Annotated in this window: 25 protein-coding genes and 1 pseudogene; 17 read left to right on the top strand and 9 right to left on the bottom strand. The window is 68.9% G+C overall.

The window, feature by feature from the left end:
- Positions 1-194 precede the first annotated feature (194 nt).
- The 4 genes from ACQEVZ_RS05625 to ACQEVZ_RS05610 all read left to right on the top strand — a co-directional run bounded on the left by ACQEVZ_RS05625 (position 195) and on the right by ACQEVZ_RS05610 (position 3,189).
- Positions 195-419, top strand: coding sequence for a hypothetical protein (locus ACQEVZ_RS05625; protein ID WP_433362193.1), 225 nt, complete (start codon positions 195-197; stop codon positions 417-419).
- 531 nt (positions 420-950) lie between these two features.
- Positions 951-1,253: a hypothetical protein gene (locus ACQEVZ_RS05620; protein ID WP_433362190.1), complete on the top strand. Its 303-nt coding sequence runs from the start codon at positions 951-953 to the stop codon at positions 1,251-1,253.
- 495 nt (positions 1,254-1,748) lie between these two features.
- A complete protein-coding gene (locus ACQEVZ_RS05615) occupies positions 1,749-2,693 on the top strand; it encodes a M15 family metallopeptidase (protein ID WP_433362187.1) in 945 nt (314 codons plus the stop codon).
- A gap of 112 nt (positions 2,694-2,805) precedes the next feature.
- The gene (locus tag ACQEVZ_RS05610) at positions 2,806-3,189 is read left to right on the top strand and encodes a VOC family protein (RefSeq protein WP_344505999.1); all 384 of its coding nucleotides are present in this window, start codon (positions 2,806-2,808) and stop codon (positions 3,187-3,189) included.
- An 82-nt stretch (positions 3,190-3,271) separates the two neighbouring features.
- Here ACQEVZ_RS05610 and ACQEVZ_RS05605 read toward each other — a convergent pair whose 3' ends face one another.
- Positions 3,272-3,868 (bottom strand): hypothetical protein, encoded by a 597-nt coding sequence (locus ACQEVZ_RS05605; RefSeq protein ID WP_433362184.1) that lies wholly within the window; start codon positions 3,866-3,868, stop codon positions 3,272-3,274.
- Positions 3,869-4,132: 264 nt separating this feature from the next.
- Between ACQEVZ_RS05605 and ACQEVZ_RS05600 the strand changes: the two genes are divergently transcribed.
- Both ACQEVZ_RS05600 and ACQEVZ_RS05595 read left to right on the top strand, forming a co-directional pair.
- Complete coding sequence (locus ACQEVZ_RS05600) at positions 4,133-4,735, top strand: DUF6584 family protein (protein WP_433362181.1); 603 nt, start codon at positions 4,133-4,135, stop codon at positions 4,733-4,735.
- A 316-nt stretch (positions 4,736-5,051) separates the two neighbouring features.
- Positions 5,052-5,339, top strand: a complete 288-nt coding sequence (locus ACQEVZ_RS05595; protein ID WP_433362178.1) for a DUF6959 family protein — start codon at positions 5,052-5,054, stop codon at positions 5,337-5,339.
- Positions 5,340-5,412: 73 nt separating this feature from the next.
- Here ACQEVZ_RS05595 and ACQEVZ_RS05590 read toward each other — a convergent pair whose 3' ends face one another.
- Positions 5,413-5,703 carry a barstar family protein gene (locus ACQEVZ_RS05590; protein ID WP_433362175.1) on the bottom strand — a complete coding sequence of 97 codons (291 nt, stop codon included), beginning with the start codon at positions 5,701-5,703 and terminating at the stop codon, positions 5,413-5,415.
- Positions 5,704-5,922: 219 nt separating this feature from the next.
- Between ACQEVZ_RS05590 and ACQEVZ_RS05585 the strand changes: the two genes are divergently transcribed.
- The 5 genes from ACQEVZ_RS05585 to ACQEVZ_RS05565 all read left to right on the top strand — a co-directional run bounded on the left by ACQEVZ_RS05585 (position 5,923) and on the right by ACQEVZ_RS05565 (position 9,267).
- The gene (locus tag ACQEVZ_RS05585; protein ID WP_433362172.1) at positions 5,923-6,168 is read left to right on the top strand and encodes a hypothetical protein; all 246 of its coding nucleotides are present in this window, start codon (positions 5,923-5,925) and stop codon (positions 6,166-6,168) included.
- 2 nt (positions 6,169-6,170) lie between these two features.
- A complete protein-coding gene (locus tag ACQEVZ_RS05580; RefSeq protein ID WP_433362169.1) occupies positions 6,171-7,091 on the top strand; it encodes a hypothetical protein in 921 nt (306 codons plus the stop codon).
- Between the two features lie 4 nt (positions 7,092-7,095).
- Complete coding sequence (locus ACQEVZ_RS05575; protein ID WP_433362166.1) at positions 7,096-7,710, top strand: hypothetical protein; 615 nt, start codon at positions 7,096-7,098, stop codon at positions 7,708-7,710.
- A 46-nt stretch (positions 7,711-7,756) separates the two neighbouring features.
- Complete coding sequence (locus ACQEVZ_RS05570; protein ID WP_433362163.1) at positions 7,757-7,921, top strand: hypothetical protein; 165 nt, start codon at positions 7,757-7,759, stop codon at positions 7,919-7,921.
- A 488-nt stretch (positions 7,922-8,409) separates the two neighbouring features.
- Entirely contained in the window at positions 8,410-9,267 is an 858-nt protein-coding gene (locus ACQEVZ_RS05565; protein WP_433362160.1) for a hypothetical protein, read from the top strand.
- Between the two features lie 174 nt (positions 9,268-9,441).
- Here ACQEVZ_RS05565 and ACQEVZ_RS05560 read toward each other — a convergent pair whose 3' ends face one another.
- On the bottom strand, positions 9,442-9,846 hold the full coding sequence (locus tag ACQEVZ_RS05560; protein ID WP_433362157.1) for a hypothetical protein: 405 nt from the start codon (positions 9,844-9,846) through the stop codon (positions 9,442-9,444).
- 81 nt (positions 9,847-9,927) lie between these two features.
- Here ACQEVZ_RS05560 and ACQEVZ_RS05555 point away from each other — a divergent pair, with 81 nt between their 5' ends.
- Together ACQEVZ_RS05555 and ACQEVZ_RS05550 are read left to right on the top strand one after the other, a co-directional pair.
- Positions 9,928-11,790, top strand: coding sequence for a hypothetical protein (locus ACQEVZ_RS05555; protein ID WP_433362154.1), 1,863 nt, complete (start codon positions 9,928-9,930; stop codon positions 11,788-11,790).
- 180 nt (positions 11,791-11,970) lie between these two features.
- Complete coding sequence (locus ACQEVZ_RS05550; RefSeq protein WP_433362151.1) at positions 11,971-13,134, top strand: right-handed parallel beta-helix repeat-containing protein; 1,164 nt, start codon at positions 11,971-11,973, stop codon at positions 13,132-13,134.
- A gap of 9 nt (positions 13,135-13,143) precedes the next feature.
- On the opposite strand, the pseudogene ACQEVZ_RS05545 reads toward ACQEVZ_RS05550, so the two are convergent.
- Both ACQEVZ_RS05545 and ACQEVZ_RS05540 read right to left on the bottom strand, forming a co-directional pair.
- Positions 13,144-13,284, bottom strand: a pseudogene (locus ACQEVZ_RS05545) (S1 RNA-binding domain-containing protein); the annotation flags it as partial.
- Between the two features lie 204 nt (positions 13,285-13,488).
- Complete coding sequence (locus tag ACQEVZ_RS05540) at positions 13,489-13,773, bottom strand: hypothetical protein (protein WP_433362148.1); 285 nt, start codon at positions 13,771-13,773, stop codon at positions 13,489-13,491.
- 727 nt (positions 13,774-14,500) lie between these two features.
- Here ACQEVZ_RS05540 and ACQEVZ_RS05535 point away from each other — a divergent pair.
- Genes ACQEVZ_RS05535 through ACQEVZ_RS05525 form a run of 3 tightly spaced genes read left to right on the top strand, consistent with a single transcriptional unit; the run spans position 14,501 to position 15,990 of the window.
- Positions 14,501-15,049 carry a YcxB family protein gene (locus ACQEVZ_RS05535; protein ID WP_433362145.1) on the top strand — a complete coding sequence of 183 codons (549 nt, stop codon included), beginning with the start codon at positions 14,501-14,503 and terminating at the stop codon, positions 15,047-15,049.
- Positions 15,042-15,827, top strand: coding sequence for a hypothetical protein (locus tag ACQEVZ_RS05530; protein WP_433362142.1), 786 nt, complete (start codon positions 15,042-15,044; stop codon positions 15,825-15,827). The genes ACQEVZ_RS05535 and ACQEVZ_RS05530 overlap by 8 nt, the downstream gene beginning before the upstream one ends.
- Positions 15,828-15,834: 7 nt before the next feature.
- Positions 15,835-15,990: a hypothetical protein gene (locus tag ACQEVZ_RS05525; RefSeq protein WP_433362139.1), complete on the top strand. Its 156-nt coding sequence runs from the start codon at positions 15,835-15,837 to the stop codon at positions 15,988-15,990.
- Positions 15,991-16,179: 189 nt separating this feature from the next.
- Here ACQEVZ_RS05525 and ACQEVZ_RS05520 read toward each other — a convergent pair whose 3' ends face one another.
- On the bottom strand, positions 16,180-17,049 hold the full coding sequence (locus ACQEVZ_RS05520) for a hypothetical protein (protein WP_433362137.1): 870 nt from the start codon (positions 17,047-17,049) through the stop codon (positions 16,180-16,182).
- A 205-nt stretch (positions 17,050-17,254) separates the two neighbouring features.
- The gene (locus ACQEVZ_RS05515) at positions 17,255-17,809 is read right to left on the bottom strand and encodes a DUF4240 domain-containing protein (protein ID WP_433362134.1); all 555 of its coding nucleotides are present in this window, start codon (positions 17,807-17,809) and stop codon (positions 17,255-17,257) included.
- 275 nt (positions 17,810-18,084) lie between these two features.
- Here ACQEVZ_RS05515 and ACQEVZ_RS05510 point away from each other — a divergent pair, with 275 nt between their 5' ends.
- Positions 18,085-18,534 (top strand): hypothetical protein, encoded by a 450-nt coding sequence (locus tag ACQEVZ_RS05510; RefSeq protein WP_433362131.1) that lies wholly within the window; start codon positions 18,085-18,087, stop codon positions 18,532-18,534.
- Positions 18,535-18,693: 159 nt separating this feature from the next.
- On the opposite strand, the gene ACQEVZ_RS05505 is transcribed toward ACQEVZ_RS05510, so the two are convergent.
- A complete protein-coding gene (locus ACQEVZ_RS05505; RefSeq protein WP_433362129.1) occupies positions 18,694-19,203 on the bottom strand; it encodes a hypothetical protein in 510 nt (169 codons plus the stop codon).
- Between the two features lie 246 nt (positions 19,204-19,449).
- On the bottom strand, positions 19,450-20,019 hold the full coding sequence (locus ACQEVZ_RS05500) for a type VI immunity family protein (RefSeq protein ID WP_433362126.1): 570 nt from the start codon (positions 20,017-20,019) through the stop codon (positions 19,450-19,452).
- Positions 20,020-20,379: the final 360 nt, after the last annotated feature.

The following is a 20,379-nucleotide window of genomic DNA, read 5'->3' as shown; positions in this document are numbered from 1 at the left end:
CTCGTACCGCCAAAGAATAGATCTCCGACTTCAGCCAGGTTCATCCATAAGACAGCAAGCGTCGATGTCGGCGGGGCACGTCGCTCGCCGCGACGACCAGGGTGCCGGCGCCGCGCGAGACCAGCGGCAGGTCCGGACGTCTGGTCTGGCCGATTGATTGTGGCAACGGTGATGATGATCTACGCTGCCGAATCGTGAGCCTGCGTGTCCTGTCCATGCGCATCTGCGCCGCCGTCACCGGTGTTGTCACCTCGACCGCCGCTGGCGCTCCGGCCTGGGCCAGCGGCTCCGGGGCACAAGGGTCCAGAGACGCAGCGGAAGACATCGCATACTCGCTCGGCCGCCTGACCAGCACCCTGTGCTGCATCGCAGTCGTTGTCGGCGTTGTCGTCTTCCTGGTCCGCCGCAACAGGCGCTGACGGCCCACACCACCCAGAGCGCAAGACACCGAGATTGACCAGCATCCATCTGGCCCGGGCCTGCGGTGCGCCCTTGGGCACGCTACCAATCAGCGGCGCTCCGTCCTGCCACAATGATCGGCCCGACCAAGCCGTCAAAGATCCCTGAGCATTGAGGGCCGAGGCGAGCTCCGTCAGCGGCATGTCCGTGCATCCGATCAAGAGGTCGTAGCGGCAAGAGGCCCGAGTTCCGACGACGGCCGATGATGACGCTGGCCGTTCGGGCCACATTCCGGATGCCGGGGTTGCGTGGATTCCCTGGCCGGACTCGTACCGCAAACCGATGTCCGTAGTGAGTTGCGCGGCTCCGTTCAGGACAGGCCGTGAGCTGATCTTGCTCACGGCCATTCGGCGCACGGTTCGGTTTAGCCTGGCCGAGGCGCTGGTCACCGCCGTTCAGTCCCAGCGAGCCGGATCTCCGAGTCTCGGCTCCGCTCCGCTGCCGAGTGTTACAGCCCGGACCCCTACCTTCACAACGCACACCTGTGGCACATGGACCTGCTCGCGAAGGCGGGGCGGCTCGATGAACTCGCCCGCCGGGGCGAGAGCGATCGGTGTGCACGCCGACGGCTGGACCGCCTGCTGTACGAGCAGGGGCGCGGCAGCGACCTCCGACATCGCGCCGAACGCGGCGACAAGACCGCGTTCTACGTGCTTGTGCGCCTGCTCCGTGATCGGGGCGACGAGACAGTGGCTCGCCAGGCGGTCGCCGACATCGATCAAACAGACGTGTACGCGACGCAACTCGCGCACGAGCCGCGCACGCGCGTTGAGCGGAACGGCAGCGATGAATGACAGTGATCGACACTTCGGGCGTCATCGAGCCGACTTTGCCGGGGCCCTGGTAGGGTCCGCCTCCGGCGGTCGCTCGGCGATCGACCACGGTCTCCTGTTCGGCGCCGGCGCCACCGTCGTGCGCTGGCCGTCGGTAGCCGTGCCCAGTTCGCCGACATGAACCGCACCATCGCGGCCCATCGCCTCAGGCCCGTCATCGACCGCGTCTCCCCTTCGCGGAGGCCGCCGCCGCTTACCGCTACTACGAGTCGGGCAGCCCGTTCGGAAGGTGGTCATCCGGACCAGGTAGCGGACGTGTCGCACAGGCTGCATCCCCGGGCACAGCTGACTCCACGCAGGGCCTTGAACGTGGTCTCCGGACGAACCGCAGGCGAGCGCCCGAGCCGCTGCGGCCCGGAGCGACCAGGTGGCAGCACCGCCCTGCGGCAGGTGGGAGGGGCGCCGACCGTGCGGCTCGCGGGCATCGACCACCGTACAAAGCACAATAATCTGCGCATGTACCTCACGACAGGCAGGCCCACAGCGTCCGGTCGGGCGGCGGCGACCGGGGCCGGCGCACGCCGGCGTGCCGGGCGCTGCGTCCGCGTCCTGGCCGCCGCTGTGGCCTGCACACTGATCGCCGCGTGCGGCGGACCTGCCCGGCCGACGCAACCGCCGCCCGCCCCGACGATCCCGGCGCCGGCCCGCGAGTCGTCCCCGCCCGCCGCGGGCGACACGTCCCCGCCGGCACCGCCGAGCCCGTCCACGGCCGCCGCGGCTCAGCTCCCGCCGGGATTCGTCTCGCTGCCCGACATCGATCCCAGCATCCTGACCGACATCCGTTACGCCACCGCCCACAACTTCGTCGGCCGGCCGATCACCGGCTACCAGCGGCCACGCTGCCTGCTCACCCGCCAGGCCGCCGAGGCGCTGCACCGGGTGCAGACAACCGCGCTCAGCAAGGGGTACAGCCTCAAGGTGTACGACTGCTACCGGCCCCAGCAGGGCGTCGACGACTTCGTGCACTGGGCGACGACAGCCGACCAGCGGATGAAGGCGGAGTTCTACCCCGAGGTCGACAAGTCCGTGCTGTTCGACGACGGATACATCGGCGGGCCCACCGCGCACAGCCGGGGCAGCACGATGGACCTGACACTGGTCGCCACCCCCTCGCGCGCGGAACCCTCCTACCGGACGGGCGAACCGCTCCTGCCCTGCACCGCGCCGGCGGCGCAGCGGTTTCCCGACAACAGCATCGACATGGGAACCGGCTTCGACTGCTTCGACCCACTCGCACACACGATCACCGCGGGCCTGAGCGGCTTGGCGAGGAACAACCGGGCGCTGCTCACCGGCCTGATGGCACAAGGCGGGTTCACCAACTACCCGAAGGAATGGTGGCACTACACGCTCGACAACGAGCCGTATCCAAGCACATATCATGACTTCCCGGTGGCGTAGCGACACCCTCGCACCGGCGAGGAGCATCCCTGCCCGTTCGCCGACCGACTGGTCGCCGCGTGCACCACGTGGATCCGCTGCGGAGTGGCCGGAGGGCGGGGATGATCGAGCCGTGGAGGTACTGAGCAGCCGCATTCTGCTGCGCCCGGCCGATTTCGGGCGCAGCCGGAGCTTCTACCGCGACATCCTCGGCCTGGCGATCTACCGTGAATTCGGACCGGCCGAGCACCCGGGCGTGGTCTTCTTCCTCGGCCAGGGGCTCCTCGAAGTGTCCGGTTCGCACGATGAGCCCGGCGGACCGCTGCAGTTGTGGCTGCAGGTCCGTGACGTCCGGGCCGAGTACGAGCGCCTGCGGGCCGCGGGGGTGACGGTCCTCCGGGAGCCCCGGCGGGAGTCGTGGGGGCTGGTCGAGGTGTGGATCGAGGACCCGGACCGCGTGCCGATCGTGCTCGTCGAGGTCCCTGCCGACCACCCGCTGCGGCGCGACCCGCGATGACCGTCGGCGCCGGCGCTCCGGACGGCCGCAGCACCGCAACGCGAGCCACCGCTGCCGCCACCTGCCGGCGCAGCTGATCGGCTCAGCTGCGGCCGGCTCCGGACGACCGCGCGTCGCGACGCCCCTCCTCCCGCCCGACCCAGGCGGCGCACTCCTCGATCGCGTCCACGAGCAGCGCGCGCAGCAGGCGGTCCCGATGCGGCGTGCAGGTCGCGGCGACCCCTTCCACCGCCGAGCGGACGGCGTGCGGCGCGACCCGCCGGCGGAAGGCCGCCGCCGATGCCGCAGGCACGCCACGGGTGAACTTCCCGGCCCACCGGGTGGCCCTGGGGGCCTGCGCCAGCGCCTCCTGAGAGCGCTTCTCCAGCGTGTCCGGCGACCGCCCGTCGAGAACGGCGAGCATGTGATCACAGGCCAGCACGGAGACCGCCATGGCGCACTGCCGCTCCGCGGCCACGACCGGCAGCGCCGCCGTCGCCAGCCGGAGCGCGATCCGCGCGTCGACGCGCAGGTCGGCACTGACCAACCCGATCACCGACGGGACCAGGCCGGCCAGCTGCTGACGGCCGGCATCGGAGGTGTTGTCGTTGACGAGACGGGCCACCCCGGCGAGCAACGGGTGGGTGCAGACCGGATGGTCGCTCCACCGCCCACCGGCCAGAAACGACGCCAGTTCCATGAAGCAGGCACCCTTGCCCGGATGGCGATGCTTGCCTCGCGACAGCATCGGAACCGCGTCCGGCGCCCGGACATCCTTCATCAGCACGGAACACCTCCTGGCCGACACCACCGCCGACACCACCGTGGCCGACACCATCCGCTGTTCTCTTCCCCGCGCCCCGCGCCAGTAACTCGGCGTGTTCGACTCATCTACCGGTCTTGCGCGCTCCTTCCGTGCTCGGCCCGGCATGCACACTGAGATGATGCCGGAGCGCCTGATGCCATGTGGCAACGACTGTGCGACGTCGCGCGGACGATGCCGCCCCGCCGGCGCCGCGCCGTCGCGATCACACTCATCCTGCTCACCAGCGCTGTGTGGGCGGTGAACTCCGCACCACTGAGACAGACCACGCTGCCGCCCCTGGAGCCGTTGTCGCCGCACGACGAGCACAGCCCCCCAACCGACGCACTGCTCGCGGATCTGCGGCGCGGCCACTACCACCCAGCGATGCAGCGCTTGGCGAGCCTCACGGCCGCCTACCCCGACGACCTGAATCTGCGTGCTGAGCGTGCGGCTCTTTACCGGCAGGTAGGCAACTTGGTTGAAGCCGGACGCTGGGGCTTCCTCACGGAGGATGCCACCGAAACGGAGATTGCCGCATTCGAGAAGGCCAATCCTGGTGCCTGGATGCGCCTGCTCGTGTTGAGGGTCAATACAGACCCGACAGACAAGCTCGGGCCGGTGGCGAGCGCTCGTTTGGCGCGGTTGATCGAACGGGCCAGCCAGGACGGCCCGGCGCCGGTGGCTTGGACTGAGGCCGGCTCCGGCCTCAGTTCCCCGGTTCATGGCGCGACGAGCTTCCCTGCCTGCTGGCAGCGGTGGTAGGACTGATCGTCGTGACGCTGGCCGTCCTCGGACTGATCACCGTGATCCGGTGGGCACTGTAGGCCCACTGCCCGCAGGCGATCCGAACCGAGGCGTCGTGAGGGTGCGCAACTGCCTATCTCCCTCCGGGCGGTCGCTGAGGTTGGCGAGCAGCCGATGGATCGCCGGCGCCGCGAATGCGTCGCCCCGTTCGCTCATCGGCTCCTTGTCCGGACGCCGACTGGGCCAGCTCGCAGTGACGTTGCGTAGCGAGCGGATCGCAGATCCGGATGCCGACCGTTCATCCGGCGGGAAGCTGCGATGCGAGCATCGCTGGATGACGGATGAGCAGGCGCGTGTCCTAGCCCGCGGTGGGAACGTCGCGGTGACTTGGCTGGATGGTCGCGCGTTTCCGGGAATCCATGTACAGGGTGACACCTTCGCCGAGGTGCACCGACAGATTGCCGATGCGGCGAGACGGTTGCGCGGTGCCAATGGCGACAGTGATGCGCTGGACGATCTCGACTACGCCGTCAGAGAGATGACCGACATGCTGCACTTCTACGAATCCACACTCGCGGAGCGAGACATCCGACGACCGTACTTCCAGAACGAGGCCGGCTGAGGTCGACCAGAAGCACCGTGCCGCGCACCAGCGGCAGATGAGGATGCCGGTGCGCGAAACGGCCTGGACGGCGCTACGCGAGTTCGTAGGTGAAGCGGTCGATCCGACCCGAGGCGGCGTCGCGGTCGGCCGACGCGCGAAGGACGTCTTCGATTCGATTGAACGCGGTCCTTCCCATGGCCGAGCGGCTCGCTCGTGCCGCGGTCCAGATGAAGTGAACGGGACGCGGAACATCGGTGGTCAGTCGGTCCCACAACGCGTTCAAGTTGTGCCCGTAGTAGGGACCGAAGTCCAGAAGTGCCGCCACGTGCCGGTGGAAGTCGGCTTCGGAGCGGATCTGGTTGCCGTCAAGCTGCACGCGCACCACTGGACGATAGCGACCGTCGTCGCACCACGCCCACCCACCGACACGGGCGCAGGGCCGACCTGGCCGGCATTACGACGTCGACAGCCGTCTGCTGGCCGGCACGCACGGACGGCGGCAGAAGCGGATGCCGTGTGCCGAGTCGTATCCCTCGCTCTGGTCGCGCATCTGGGCCCGGAATTGTCACCGGTGGTCGGGCGGGCAGAGGACACTATCGCAATGATCGGCGATTGGGTTCAGTGGCAGGTGTCAGCGTTCCTTGCCCTGCAAGGCAATGGTGTCGGCTCGTGGCAGGGCATCGAGATGGCCGTTCGCGGCGATGACACCCACTTTGAGTTCGGTGGCTCGGACGTACCGTGTCTGCAACTGCTCAGCCTGCGCATGACGCTCGGCAACGACTCATCAGTCGTCGTCACCACGTACCAGGACGACGATGCGGCTGAGATAGCGGTAGTGGAGGGGTGACGATGGCTGACACGCTGGTGATGGACGTTCAACTGGATGTCGACGCGTCCGCCGGTGAGTTCGCCGAGTTGACCTGTCGGTGGATCGACGAGATGTCCGTCGGTATCCGTCCGCAGGTTCGTGCCGCGCTTGCCGGTCAGCCGGCGAAGTTGGCGGCGTCGGGTGAGCCTGGCACGCCGTTCAGTGTGCTCGGCGTGACCCGTGGCTACCGGGAGACGACCCGCAACTGCAGCACGGCCGGTCTGCAGTGGCTGCGCACAGAGTTGGGCAAGGGTCAGCCGTCGCGGGCTGACCTGTGGTGCGGTGTGCATGACGAGCACGGTGCCCGCCGCTGGCAGAGTCTGGTGCTGGACGTGACCCACGACGCGGACGAGTCGCCGGGGTGGCTGGCCCTGTCCGGCAATCCGCTGGTGTCGTCGTTCGTGGACCCGGTGGCCGGGCTCGACGAGCAGCGGCTGTGGCTGGCGGCGTTGTTCACCTTCGCCGACCGCGTCAATCCCGGGTTCGGTCACATCAGCCTGTACTACGACGGGGGAAACACGGCGTTGGAGCGGGCGGTGCCGACCACGATGCCGTTCGCCGCTCGTTATCGCGAGTATGCCCTCAACGAGTGCCGTCGGTATCTGCGCGGGTATTCGTGGGTGACGATCGTGCCGGAGGAGCTGCTGCCCCGGGTCGGTGGTGTGTCCCGGCTGCGGGACAGTGGTGCGTTCACGCAGGTGCGGCCGCTGGCCGGCGGTGGCGTGTGGCTGCAGGCGACCGACGACTACCGCGAGTTCGACGACGTAGCCCTCGGCCGAGTTTTCGAGGCGGTGGCCCCGGCGCTGCGTCCCGGGCTGCCCCGCGACCTGGGGCGGCCTATGCACGGCAAGAACCCGTCGCGTGTCGTCCTGCGCGATGCTGCCGAACTTGGGGCGGAGTGACACGGTGGGCACGAGCTACGAAACGATTCTCGTGGCGGCAGACCTCGATGCCGTCGTGCGGGCCGTGACCGCGACTGGTGCTGAGGCGGTTGTCGTGCCCGTCGCCGACCGGCGGGTGGCGGTCGTGCCCCGTGAGGGCGACTACGACGTCGCCGACGTGCGGCCGCTCGCGGCGTCGGTGAGCGGGCAACTGCGCTGTCCGGTCCTGGTGTCGGAGGTGTCGGACTCGGACCTGGTGGTGTGCCTGGTCTACCGTGACGGCCCCCGCGTCCACCGGTACGTGTCGAAGGTGCAGATGACGGTCGAGTGGTTCGAGGACGATGACGGCCGGTTCCGGGCCGAACTGGACGGGGAGGTATTGCCGGACGGGGCGCCGGTTCCGCAAGGGCCGGCCGGTGCCGACCCGGCCGCGTTCGCCGTGTTCGCCGCCGATGTCGCGGACCCGGACCGAATCGGGGTGGCGCTGCGCGGGGAAGCCGACCCCGAGGACCTCTTGAGTCGGCGGGTCGCGGCGTGCCGCTCCATGCGGGTGCCGAGGGTGCTGCGCAGGATCGGCCCGTCGGTGCGGCCGTCGACGGCGCGTTCGATGGCCCGGGCGACGGCCGGGGGCAGCGGATGAGCACGACCCTGCCGCCCTCGCCCCAGACCCGTAGGACGCGGTGGCCGTGCTCTTCGCCGAGATCGTTGATGTTGGCCGCGCAGGTTTCGAAGATCCGCAGTCCGAGCAGGCCGAGGAGCGCGATCAGGGCGTAGTCGTTCGGGTTGGTCGACAGCCGGGCCGTGGTGATCAGCGCTTCGAACTGCAGGTGCCCGAGGCCGAGGGTCGGTGACTCAGCGGGGACGGTGGGCCGGCGGACGTAGTCGGCGGGTGAGTGCGGCAGGATGCCGTCGATGACGCAGGTGCGGTAGAAGCCGACCACGACCGACAACCGTCGGGACACCGTGGACGGTTGGTACTGGCGGACATCCTGCAGCCAGCGCAGGTACCGTTCGATACCCACCCGGACCGCTGCAAGCGGATCGAGGTCATGGTCGGCGCACCAGCGCAGGAAACTCGTAGATCCGACTCGCTGTGCAGCCGGGTCTGACCACGGTTGCGGCCGAGGTGCGCGGCGGCCGCCGCACGAAGTACGAGCTCGTTCGGGGACCCGCCGCTGACGGCTGGGACGGCGATGGCAGCCATACATCACGATGCGTCACCCGCAGCGATGAACACCAGTGCGCTCTCCGCGGCATGTGCGGATACCCGTTGCGAGGCAGTAGGCCCCGGCTCGGTTGAGGATGACCTACCCGCCACGGCGAAGTACGCTGCGGGTTTGTGACCGGTGGTACCTGGGATCTGGACGATGTGCTGGTCGTGCTCGGCACGTCCTGGGGCGACTACGAGGTGACACTGGCTGAGTGGATGGCCGGAGGCCCGGGTCCTCGGCACGGGAGCAGGCCGGAGTCCGCACGATCTCGGTCGACGGGCGAGACATTGCCGCTGACGGTGATTCCGCTGGCGTACCGCAACGATCGCGAGTCCCGCGCCCTGATCACGGCCGGCAGGATTGCGTCGCCGTGGCGGGACATCCCGTGGGACGTCGGCAACTGGGGCGAGCCGCCCTGTGAAGTACGCGGCCCGCGACCCTTTGACCGATCGGTGGCGGACCCAGAACGGATGGACCGCCTGGCCGCCAGCGTGCTGCGCGTTCTACCGCCTGCCCCTGTGGACGCAGAGGCCGCCCGTGCGGTGCTCGCCCAGGTGCCGGAGTTTGGTGAGGCGGCGCCTGGCATGGTGAGGCGGCTCGCGGCCGAGGCGCGGTGGGAGGAACTCGACGCGATTGTCCAGTTGGCCGCTGTCGCCGCGCTCGTGGACGTCGCCCCACTGTTGTGCGAGGTGCTTGGCTCGGATGCCAGACCGCCCCACCCCGGACACCTCGTGGATGCGCTCGGACAGCTCAGGTACGACGACGCCGCAGAGCTGCTGGAACGTCTGGTTGGACAGTTCGTGTACGCGGCTGGGGATCTGTCCCTCGCTCGACGATGCATCCGCGCGCTGGCTGCGACTGGTAAGCCAAACTCGCGTGCAAGGCTGACGCTCATCTCCTGGCGGGACTGGCCAGGACCCATTCAACAGTGGGCGACCCACGAGCTGGAGGCCAACGGTCAATACATCCCTCCACCAGGCCCTTGATCCGGACGGAGAGAAGGTCAGCGGACAGAGGCTGGTCCGACTGCATTGTTCAGCCATGATCACGTGCGCGCACATCGGCAGGACAGGAACCCTCGCCTTCGCCGCTCCTGTGACCCTCCGTGACGAGCTCCCGTCGGCGGCCACGCACCCGCTGCGGCAGATGTGCGCACCTGATCATTGCTCGGCTTCGGTTTGATCGGGCGGCAGTGCGAAGACGTCGCCACGCAGACAGTCATGCCGGGGTTCCGGCGACAGCGGCCAGGGTTCGTTCGCCACGACCTGAGCCTGCCATCCACCGAGCTTCAATCCGTCACGGGTGTACCCTTCCAGCCGGCTGTCGGCGTCCTCCCCGAGCAATCCGGCGTGTTCGAGGATCACGAACAGCGCATCCGCGGCGCACGACACCATCGCGGGGGCCTCGTCGGCGCCGGCGTCCGGGTTCAGGTCCTGGTAGATGCGGCGGGCCGCGGCCAGGAGGCGGGCGGCGTCGGCGACCGAGAAGTCGCGCCGCAGTCGTAACGACAGGCTCATGCCGTCGACCAGCGGATCGTCGCCGGACACCGTGCCATCGCCGCTCATGCGGACAGGGTACCGACGCCGCAGCCGAGCCCTTGCTCGCGCGGTTTGCTGTGGTGGCTTGGTGGCGGCCATGATCGCCGTGTGACTCTGGCGGAGATCGACGTTGCCCGGTTGCTGCTTCGGGCGCGGCAGTTGTGCGCTGCCGCGTACGCCGAAGGCTGGCTGACGTCGCCGGTGGTGGTGGATTCGCCGTTGCGGCAGGCGGTCCGGGGGCTGGCCGACCTGCTCGGCGGGCAGGACGGCCGGCGTGGTGTGCCGACGGTGGACGACCTGGTGTCGTTCGCGTGTGCGGTGTCCGACGACGGGCACCGCGCGTCGGCGCTGTCACGCCTCGTGCCGTATGCCGATGAGAAACAGCTGTCGACGCTGCTGGCCGCCGGCCACGCGATCGACGAGGAGTATCAGCGGTGCCGGGTGTTCACGGCGGTGGCCCCGCGCGCCTCGGCCGGACAGTTGGCCGGCATGGTCGCCGCCGTCCACGGGTGGACGCTCGCCAGGGACCGCATGTTCGGGTTCGTGTCGCTGGTGCCGTACCTGTCCGGCGCCGACCGGGCAGCAGCGGTCGACGCCGCCCTGGACGCCATCGAGAAGAACGACTGGTTCTATTTCGTGTCCGAGACGATCGGACAGTTCGCACCGCACCTGACCGCTGCCGAGCTCGACCGGGCACTCGCCGCCGCGGCCCGGGCGGCGACCGACGAGCAGGATCGGTCAAATCTGCTGACCCGGTTCCCATCGCTGCGACCGACCACGTGGTGGGCCGAGGCGGTGTCCAGGGCAGCAACCATCAAGGACGGGAACCTGCGCGCGGTCACCCTGCGGGACCTGGCGAAGCAGGCACCTGTCGAGCACCTGGACGCGGTGCTCGCCGCGGCCCACGCCATCCGCAACGGCGGCGCCCGCACCCGTGCGCTTGCCGAGATCGCCCCGCACCTGCCCGAGACCCGACGCCCGGAGGTGATCGAGGCCGCGCTGGCCGCGCTGCTCGCCACGCCGGTCCGCGACGAGCTGCGCCACCTCGCGCGGGGCGCGCTCCTACCGCTGCTCAACCACGACCAGGTCGCCACGATCATCGACAGCGACTCCCGGAAACGCAACGAGGGCGGAACGTGGTTGGCAGCGGTGGCTCCGTACGCCGCACCCGAACACCTCGTCGCCGCCGTCACTGCTGCGATCGCACCACACCAACTCGGTGACCCGCTGCCCGATCTACCGATGGGGATGCGCCACGGATTTCCACGAATCGTCGAGCACCTGCCGGCCGGCCACCGCAACCTCGCAGCGCTCAGCGCCGTCTCCATACGCGACCAGATCGGCGTCGGTGAGCACCTCTGGGCCCAGAATCTCGCGCTGGTCGCCGGATACCTCACGCCCACCCAACTGGATCAGGTGCTGGCCTCGATCGACCCGAACGGCCCACCCGTCGCGCTCAGCATCGCCATCGAGCACCTCGCCCCGCACCTCGACCACGATCAACTCGACACCGCCCTGACCACCGTCCTCGCCATCGACGACGAAGAAGGTCGCGGCCCGGCAATGACCGCCATCGCCACACACCTCACCGACGACCAAGCCGAACGGCTGGTCGCCGCTGTGTTGAACCTCCAGGACCCGCGAATCCTCGCCGAAACCCTCACCGCGGTTCTGCTATACGCACCCGCCGAGCAGCAACCACTCCTCGCACAGACCATACTGACCGCCGCATCCACCATCGAAGACCCCGAGGACCGCGCCGGACGCCTGCTCGCACTCGCCGCCGCATACCCCGGCACCCACCGCGGCACCGCACTGGCCCGCGCTTTCACCGCGATGACCGCCCTGCCCGACGCCACCGCCCAGCTGCGCATGCTGGACCTCATGACCTCGCTCGTCGCCACCGAACACCACGACGCAACAACCACCAGCCCACCCGACCAGCAAGCCCCTGACTCTGCGACTACCTGACGACCCAGTGCCTGCAACTCTGGGCAAGATCATGCACATTCGTCCGTGGCTGCCGACCGGCTGGGTGCAAGAGCACGACCTGGCTCACGGCGTCGGAGCGAGCGGATCGCGGTAGAAGAGGATGCGGCGCCCCTCGTGGCGGGGCTGCGCCGGCGCGGCCGGTTCCATAGTCTTCAGTCCATGTCTCGAGACAACGTGCGGAAGGCGGTGCGGTTCGCCGCGGCCGCCGCCGTTCTCGGCCTGACCGCCCTCCTGCCCGCCGCGCCGGCCGCCGCCGCGGGCACTCAGACCATCTACATGAACGCGTCCGGATCGGACTCGGCCGCGGGTGACACCCCGGCCGCCGCGGTGAGGACGCTCGAGCGCGTCGAGCAGCTCGTCGCGGCCGGCCCGTCCGACCAGGACGTCGAGGTGCGCATCCACGCCGGCACCTACGTGGCCCAGCAGACGATCTGGCAGACGTACCGGCCGGGGCACACGATCTCGTTCATGCCGGACGACTACGAGATCGGCGGGGGCGCCGACTCGATCGCCGCGCGGCCGGTGTTCCAGAACGCGCGGGCCAGCGGCTCCAACCGGTACATCGCCGGGTACTGGTTCTACGCCTGCGCTGGCGGGGCGCTCAACGCCGGTGGCACCTCCGGCCTGCGGTTCTACTACCTCCAGGCGCAGTACTACTCGAGCGGCGGCATCTCGCTGGACGGATCGGCCGGGTCCTGTGGCGGCGGATACCACCCGTCCTCCGGGCCGGGCCTGCCGTCGGCGCGCGGCCTGGACGGCAACACCGTGTTCGGCATGGTCCTCACCTCGCTGGGCAATGCGTACACCGGTGGCATCTGCGGTGACGCGGACTGGCCGCGGTGCGGGTACGGCGGGATCGTGCTCACCGAGTCGTCGGGCAACCGGATCGCCAACAACCACTTCGTGAACCTGCGCAACAGCGAGAACAGCTACATCCACGCCGCCTACATCACGCACAAGAGCTCGCGCAACACGTTCACCGGCAACAACGTGACCGGGGTCAGCAGCGATCCGGTCAAGCTACGGGACGGCAGCGACTTCAACACCTTCGACGCCAACGTGTTCGGGGCGAACGGCTTCCCGCGCTCGTCGACGCCGCCGTCCGCGCACTACCTGGAGGAGGTCAACGTGGACGCGGGCGAGTGCTCGTCGTACCACAACCGGTTCACCAACAACGACCTCGGCACGTACCTGATCGGCAGCAGCGCCAACCTGCCGACCTGGTACCTCTACCCGGCGGGCGCGACCTGGGCCGGCGCCCCGGGCTGCCCGGCGCTGCCGGCCGGCGAGACCCGGCTGACCACGGCGAACAACACCTACTGACCGCTCGGGTCACTGGCCCACGGCACGGCTGGCGAGGACCTGCCTGCCGTGGGCCTCCGAACGGTCGTGGGCCTCGGCGTACTCCCGCTCCCACTCCTCGCGCTCCCGCTCGAAGCCGGCCCGCCACTCGCCGGTCTCCTGGCCGAACCCTCGGGTCCGCTTGTTGGGCAAGGTCCAGGTCGGGCACGTCGAGGGGCGATGATCCCTCCAGGCCGCACGAACCGCCAGCCGCCACTTGACAGCAATGCTCAACCGCGCCAAACGTCCGCCTTCATTACCGCATCGAGAACGATGAACGCCGACGCGCGTGGACAGCGGCAGATCCGTATACCTGACCGTGTTGCGCGGCCTCGGTCAGGACCGCTGTCGCGGAGCGCCCCGCTCCCACCAGCCGCAGGACGGCTGCGCTCTGATGACCTCCGCGGCGATCTCCACCTGGCCGTAGTTGCAGTACTTCCAGAGCTCCCTCGCCGCTCGCGAGTACTGGAATAGCACTCGGTCAACGTCGAAGGCGTCGAGCTCTCCGGCACGGTAGCGGTCGACAGCCTCACTGACGCGGGCAACAAGCTCGCCCAACTCGGCCTCGTGGTACGCAGCAACCACCTCGCGTGCCGCCCGTCGCTCCGCCTTGTCAGACACGGACACGAGACTACTCAGTAACGCGGGCGCCGCCACGTCAGCCCGCCGCGCCAACAAGATCACCGGCAGCAGCACATGCGTGGACCCGCAACCCGCGCAACGCGCCCGGCGCGGACGCACCGACACCCGGCCCTCAACCGCACGAATCCAACGCGCCCGGCCGAACCCCCACCCCGTCAACACCCCCGCACAACCCGGGCAGACCAACTCCCCAGCGCGCAACCTCACCTCGACGCGATCAACATCAGCCTCTACCGTGAGCATCAAGCTGCCTCCGCGCAGCGCTCACGGCCCTCCCGGAGACTCCGCCAAGAGAAGACCGGGAGGGCCGCACTCTTCCCGGACCCGCTCACGCTGTCGTCGCACACGAAGAACAGCAAGCCCCGGCCCGGCCCAAGAACCCGCTCACCGCCCGTGACGCCGGCCTACCCCCACGTCCTCACGCCGAAAGTCGTCCAACAGCAGCGTACGGGTCCAGGTGGAGCGTGCGGCTGGCTGCGTCGGAGGCGCCGATCGTCTCGGCGACCCGGGGCGCCACCACGATGACCACGAACGTGCCAACATGATCGCCACCGGTGAACACGGCTCGGATGCACTGAAATCGGCAGGACCGGACACCCGACCTCGCCGCTCCAATCACAGACTGTGAGGCCGGTCGGCGACCGCTGCGCACCCGCAGCGCGGCATGAGCGTGCACGCGATCTTGCGAGTGCCATACCATCGCCGCGTGCGGATCGAATTCACCTACAGCCGTAGCCAGGACTACTTCCGAGCGCAGCTCCGGGCAGATGCATGGCGTGGAGTTGGTCCGACGCTGATGCTGACGGCAATGCTGGCCGTAGGCGGCGCGGTCACGGGATTAGGCGACGCAAACCCTCAGTCCGCCGCCTTCGGGGTCGCCGCACTCGTCGTTGCGATCCTGCTGGCACTCAAGGCACGCTACCAATTCGTCGCCGCCGTCACCGTCCCAGAGCTGTGGCACCGACCCCGCACGTGGTCAATTACCGAGGACGCACTCGAATCGAACACAGAACTCACTTCCCAGCAGTGGAGATGGGCAGCGGTTGAGCGCGTCGAGCAACGGCCTGAGGCATACCTGTTCTGGCAGGGCCCGGTCATGTTCGACCTGCCCCGCGCACCGTTGAGCACCGGTCAAGAGTCCGAACTTCAGACACACCTCGTTGAGTTGGGACTGTTGCGACCGACCGCAGCAGCCACCCGCACGGCACCGCCAGCCACTGACGGCGCACCCGAACGCTGGAGGTCGCATGGTTGACGCCGCTGACACTGTGACCCTGTCCGTGATGCAGCGGAATGCCTTGAGCCTGTCCGGATTGGCGCTCGGCTTGATGCCAGGCACGCAGGGGGCCTGGATCCCGGCCGCGGCCGCTGCCATGGCCGGGCTGATGGTCCTCGGCGTCTGGACGCAGACGACTCAAAGCCGTCTGCCGATTGCCTTGGCCGTCTGGACTGGCCTCGCCATCGCAATGGCAGCGGGTTTCGTTGTGTCGCAATGGTCGCGCGGACATCTGCTGCAAGCCCCCGCAAAGGACTACTTCGGGTTCTGGGCGCTGGCCGGACTGGCCGCCTTGCTTGCGCTGCTGGTGGAGCACCGGGCGCAGCGCGGGCCGAAGCCGGTAACCGTGGCGCTGGGTATGGCCGCGGTTGCGGGGCTCGTTCTTGTCTTCGTCGGTGTCGACAGCTTCGGGCCACGGCGTTTCGAGGCTTCGCGGGCGGAGGCACTGCCGCTGCCGGCGACGCTGCGACTCGTGTCGTTCGATGCCTGCGCCGCGAGCGGGAGTAGCGGCAACTGCACCGCTGCGGTCGTGGTGACCGCCGCCGATGGGGCGGGCAAGACCGAAGTACTCGAGCGCCTCGCAGTGCATCTGCGTGCACTCGGCTGGCCGTTGGTGGCTGGCCCGGCCGGCTACTACGGCTGCCGTGACACCGGCGGGTTATGGAGCTGGACGCAGCATTGCCTATCCATGGGCACTGGCGCTGAGCCGCAGAAGCATCCCTCGGATGCCGTCGTCGTCCACATCGACAACGAATAAAATCACCGTGTCCATACGCTCGACCACGCCTGTCCCAGCCGAGCCCGGCCGGCTGCCGCTGCGCTGGGCGGTCATCCTCAGCGTTGCCGCGGTCGCCGGGTCCGGCGCCGGAATCATGACCGCCGCGGTCGTTGCCGGCCTGCTGCACGCCGTGCTGGACTGATGAGCCAGGACACGGGGCCGCGACTGCCAGTCGACTCCGCTGAACGATGTCCGATTCCGGCAGCAGCCTGGCGAGGACATTTGTCGTCCTGGACCGCGTTTCTGGCCTGCGGCGACTGACTGCCGTCGGCGCGGCCCGCCTTCGCACATGCCGCGCCTTACAAACTACTGGTGCCGATGTCCGAAGTTGTCAGCCCTCGTCATCCATCGGCGGGATGTTCCACCGGAGTACGGCCTTACCCTCAACGTCCTCCAGCGTCAGCGGGTACACCTGTCCGAACGGCCGGCCAGCGTTGAATCGCTGCAGTTCGATCTGTGACCAGGCGACACACAGGATCGGGCAACCGGCTACCTCGATCACCCCGGCACCCAAGGGATCCAGCCAGCCGGCTCGCCTTCCAAGATGGAGATGGCTGTGTGCGTCGACGTTCGCCATGTGTGCGTGGTGACCCCGCGTCACCGCCCAGTGGTTGATCGCCGCCGCCCGCCCGTGCGCGACGTCGAGGGGTAGATCCAACCAGCCGTGAATGCCGTCATTATGGAGTCCCGGGATCGGTTGCGCACCGAAGTGCGCCCAGGCCTCCTCGTGGCCCTTGCCCCAAATTCTCAGGTCGGCCAGCCCGTCGACGGTGCGCTCCTCGCGCGCGATGCCGGCCCAGGAGTCGAGCGCGACCGCATCGCCGATGACCATCCCGCACGGATCCACGGGCAGGTCACCCAGCACCACCGGTACTGTTCCGTCCGACACCGCCGACCACGGCAGGTTCAAATCGATGTCGAGCGTCGCAATAGTGTCGACATCGTCGTACGTACCTGGCCGGGTGCGCGCATGCACCGTCAACGCGGCCGGTCCGGCCGGCACAGCGACCGCCTCAGCGAGCCAGTCCCGCAGGTGGGCGCCGCCCGTCTCGGCGGCCCGCATCGCACGAACTGACAACGGCTCCCCGAGCTCGGCCCACTCGTCGAGAAAACTACCGCACGCCAGCACCACCGTGCCCGAGGGCGCAGTCACCCGGCCCAGCCTTACGACCGTCGCTGCGGAATCATCGCTGCTGCTCATCGCCGCCGATCATCGCACTCCACGAGCTTCCGAGGCATCCGCTCATCGGCAGTTCAGCGCGCCGGTCGCCGCGTGACCTCATCACGCGGCGTAACGGACGCGGTTAACTCGCGTTCACCCTCGGCGGCATGAGCGTGCATCTGTGCGCTCGCTGGCAGGACTGGGCGTTCGGCACTGATGCCGGTAGGCCCGGTACGTCTTCGGACTACAGGTAGATCTCGGCCAGGCGGGGGTATCGGGCGTGCACCGCGTCGTCGTCTTCGTGGTCGAAGTCGTCGCCGAGTAACGGCCCGTTGAACGTGTCCGCGGGCAGCTCGGCCCGGGCCGAGTCGACGGCGTCGAAGAAGTCGGCGTCCTCGTCGAACGCCGCTCGCCCGACGCTGAGCATGCTCTCGCACAGCAGGAAGTCGTCGTCCGGGTCGATGCCCAGTTCGGCGAGCGTGTCCGGGTCCCGCAGGGCGCGCTCCCAGATGCTGCGGCCCTGCGTGACGAGCCAGCCGCGGAAGTAGTCGAAGGCATCGTCGGAGCAGCCACCTCTCATGAGGTAGGCGGCGCCCCATAGGTTCCAGTCGTAGGACTCCGCATCGAGCGCGGCGTAGCGCAGGTCGAACGCGACGGCCGCCTCGCGGCCGAGTTCGGCGAGGCGTTGCCCGACCTTCTCGGCCACCTGCTTGGCACCCTCGGCGGTCCGGGTGTCCTCGATGCCCTCACGGGCGCGGTCGACGATTGCCCAGAACTCGTCCTGATCCATGATCGCCATGCCGCGATCCTGCCATGCCGCCGTGGCCCACCGGGTGCGGACACGGCTGACGTTCGTGATCGGATGTGCACTCATCGGCCAAGGCAGGAAGGGTCGGCATCGCCGGGACGCCTCGCTCGCTGTGACGACCGAGGTGCCGGCGCCGCGCAAGACCAGCGGCAGATCAGCACATCTGACCTTGGGCCGCCGCCTTCGGCGTGCCTTGGGATCCGACTGGCCTGCCGGCATCGAAGTCACACGGCTTCGACCGCTTCCCCTCTGACAAGATCTCTTCCATGGGACTGCTGTGTGATTACTTTGTCGCATCCTCTGACGAGGCTGCGATTGCCATGCTCGAGGTACCGGGTGGCCCTGCTGCCGCGCCTGCACCCGGCCCACCCGTACTGGAGCTGAAGAACATCGAACCAGCAGTCAACATGCAGACCCTGGAAGAACTGCTCACCGGCCGGTCGGCCGAGGACGTCGTACGCAATCCACGGCAGGGAAACATGCTGGAGTCCGATCCCGACGGTGCGGCAATCGTATCCATCACGCTGGAACTTCAGCAGGCACTCGCCACCAGCGACGCGGACACGTTGCGGGCGGTGGCCGAGCGATGGGCCGACACTGACGAACTCGCCGGATCGGACCCGGACGACCTCACCGACATCCTGCTCCAGTTGGCCCAACTCGCACACGAGGCCAACGTCCGCGAGCATGCACTCTACTGCTGGGTGTCGCCCTGACCCGACTATGCCGCACCTCCCGGAACATGGTTCGGCACATCGTGCTGCGCCCGCTCAGCGGCATGAGCGTGCACGTGATCAAGGCGGCGCTGAGCCTCAGGTGTTGCTTGACCGTTGAAGGTCAGGTTTGGGTGCTGGTTGCGCAATCACCGTGGCGTATCAGGCGCGCAGCAGAGACGGGGACGGCCACGGCGAGAGGCTCGGGCCGAGCGAGGGAGTCGGCATCGTCGCATAGGCTTCGACGTCCCAGGAGGTGATGGTGTCGGCGCGGTCGAGCGCCACGGTGAAGGGCCCGAGGTCGATGCGGCCGACCGCCAGGTCGTCGGCTGGAAACATCATCGTTAGGAACCGCCACTGACCGTCGCAGGTCCAGCCGTCCGTGAAGTACATGCTGACAGCGATCATGCGCGCTTTGAGCACGCCCGAGCCGGTACACCGCCCGCGGAGATGAATGCTCCACCCTTCGCGGATCGAGACCTCGACGTACGGCTCGCCGTACTGCGTCGAATGCCACGCGCCGACCAGCCGGTCGTAGGAACTTACCTGCCCATCGATGGTCCCCAGCACGAACGGCGCCTGCGCGGGATCCGGGTTGGACGAGCGGGTGCAGGCGGCCAGCCCGATGACCGCGACCACCACCGACACCAACTGGACCGCCGTCTTCTTCACAGAGCGAGGCTATGGGTGCCGGCCGCGATCCGCTGCCCCGCCGACGTCCAGCACTGCGCCAACGTGCCACGATCCCGCCGCATTCATGCGACCCACCGCTGCGACCCGGTGGTCAAGCTGGCCGTAGCGACGTATGGAGCGCGACGATCGTCGGCCAACCGCCGCGCACGATCGGCGGCAGATCAGGATGCCAAGATCGCGGATCGGCGATGCCGGGCGTCGCCCACGCTTCGGCGTCAGACCCAGTCAGCTCCACGGACGCTGGTCGGCGTCCTCGCCGAGGACGACAGCGCACTCCCGGCACAGGGCCATGCCGAAGCGCCAGTCCGCCCAGGCGGCGGAGCCCAGGATGCGGCCGACGATCTGGGCCAGGTCCGTGTAGTTGTAGCCCTCAATGCGCCACTGCCGCACCATCCCGGCGACATCCTCGGTGACCACGACGCCCCAGTCGGCGGCCGTGGGCACGGGCGCGAAGACCGGCCGCAGCGCGTCGGCGACGGTCCTGGCGGCTTCTCGGGCGAAGTCGCGCGGCGACTCGGTGGCCCGTGCCAGTGCGCCGCCGTGGGTGAAGACGACGACCCGGCGGAAGGCGCTGGTGGCCCGCAGCGCGTCGGCGCCGCCGAGCTGTTCGACCAGCTCCGGTGGGATGAGCGCGACCCAGTCGTAGCCGCGCAGCGCGACCCGGGCCGGCTGCGTCGCCGTGCTCTGGTCGCGGTTGATCGCGGCATTGAGCCCGGGCCAGTACGGATCGAGCCGGGCCGGCTTGGCGGTGAAGGAGACCTGGCCATAGGCAAGATCCGCGGCGTCGGCGACCACACGGACCAGCTCGACGGCGGCGGCAAGGACGCACTTCTCCTGTGACGGCAGGAAGCTGGCCCGGCCCGCAGCACGAGCTGCCGCGGACCATCGACATGGGAGGCGAACGTGGACACTTCGTACGGGATGTACGGTTCGTCGCTGTCGAAGTACCAGTTGCCCTGCAGCTGGTAGAGCTGCTCGTTGAGCCCCTGTTCCCATCGGGTGAACCGGACCTTGGCGACCCGGTCCTGGGCGATGGAGACCCACTGCGTCGCCGAGACCCTCGTGCGCGGCGGGGTCCAGCCCTCGGGCACGGCGGCCGCGAGCAGCACACCGCCGGCGGTGCCGCGCCACAGCCGCAGGACGTCGCGTACCGAC

The organism is Dactylosporangium sp. CA-152071 (genome assembly GCF_050936335.1).
GTDB classification, from domain to species: Bacteria; Actinomycetota; Actinomycetes; order Mycobacteriales; family Micromonosporaceae; genus Dactylosporangium; species Dactylosporangium maewongense.
This window is presented reverse-complemented; position numbering and strand designations above follow the sequence as displayed.